Here is a 303-nt window from a genome sequence, read left to right as displayed (position 1 = left end):
ACCTGATCGGCCTGCAGGTACACGACGTCGGCGGCTTCGCCGCCAGCGACCGCGGCGGCCGCATCGAGCGTCCCGCCGGCCATCCCTACCTGCGCATGACCCGCGTGCTGGAGCCGGGCATGGTGGTGACGATCGAGCCGGGCGTGTACTTCATCGACATGCTGCTGGACGAAGTGAAGAAGAACGGCCATGCCGGCAGCGTCGACTGGGCGCGGGTGGACCACTTCAGGCCGTATGGCGGCGTGCGCATCGAGGACGAGGTGGTGTGCACGGATGGTGCGCCCGAGAACCTGACGCGGCCGG

Annotated in this window: 1 protein-coding gene; it reads left to right on the top strand. The window is 69.3% G+C overall.

All coding sequences use genetic code 11. The features are described from left to right. On the top strand, positions 1–303 hold a 303-nt coding region (locus tag SB822_RS56125), incomplete at both ends, for a M24 family metallopeptidase (protein WP_410858981.1).

Source organism: Paraburkholderia sp. SIMBA_054 (assembly GCF_046534875.1).
GTDB lineage: Bacteria > Pseudomonadota > Gammaproteobacteria > Burkholderiales > Burkholderiaceae > Paraburkholderia > Paraburkholderia hospita.
Note: the sequence above shows the minus strand (reverse complement) of the source record. Positions and strands in the feature narration are given on the sequence as shown.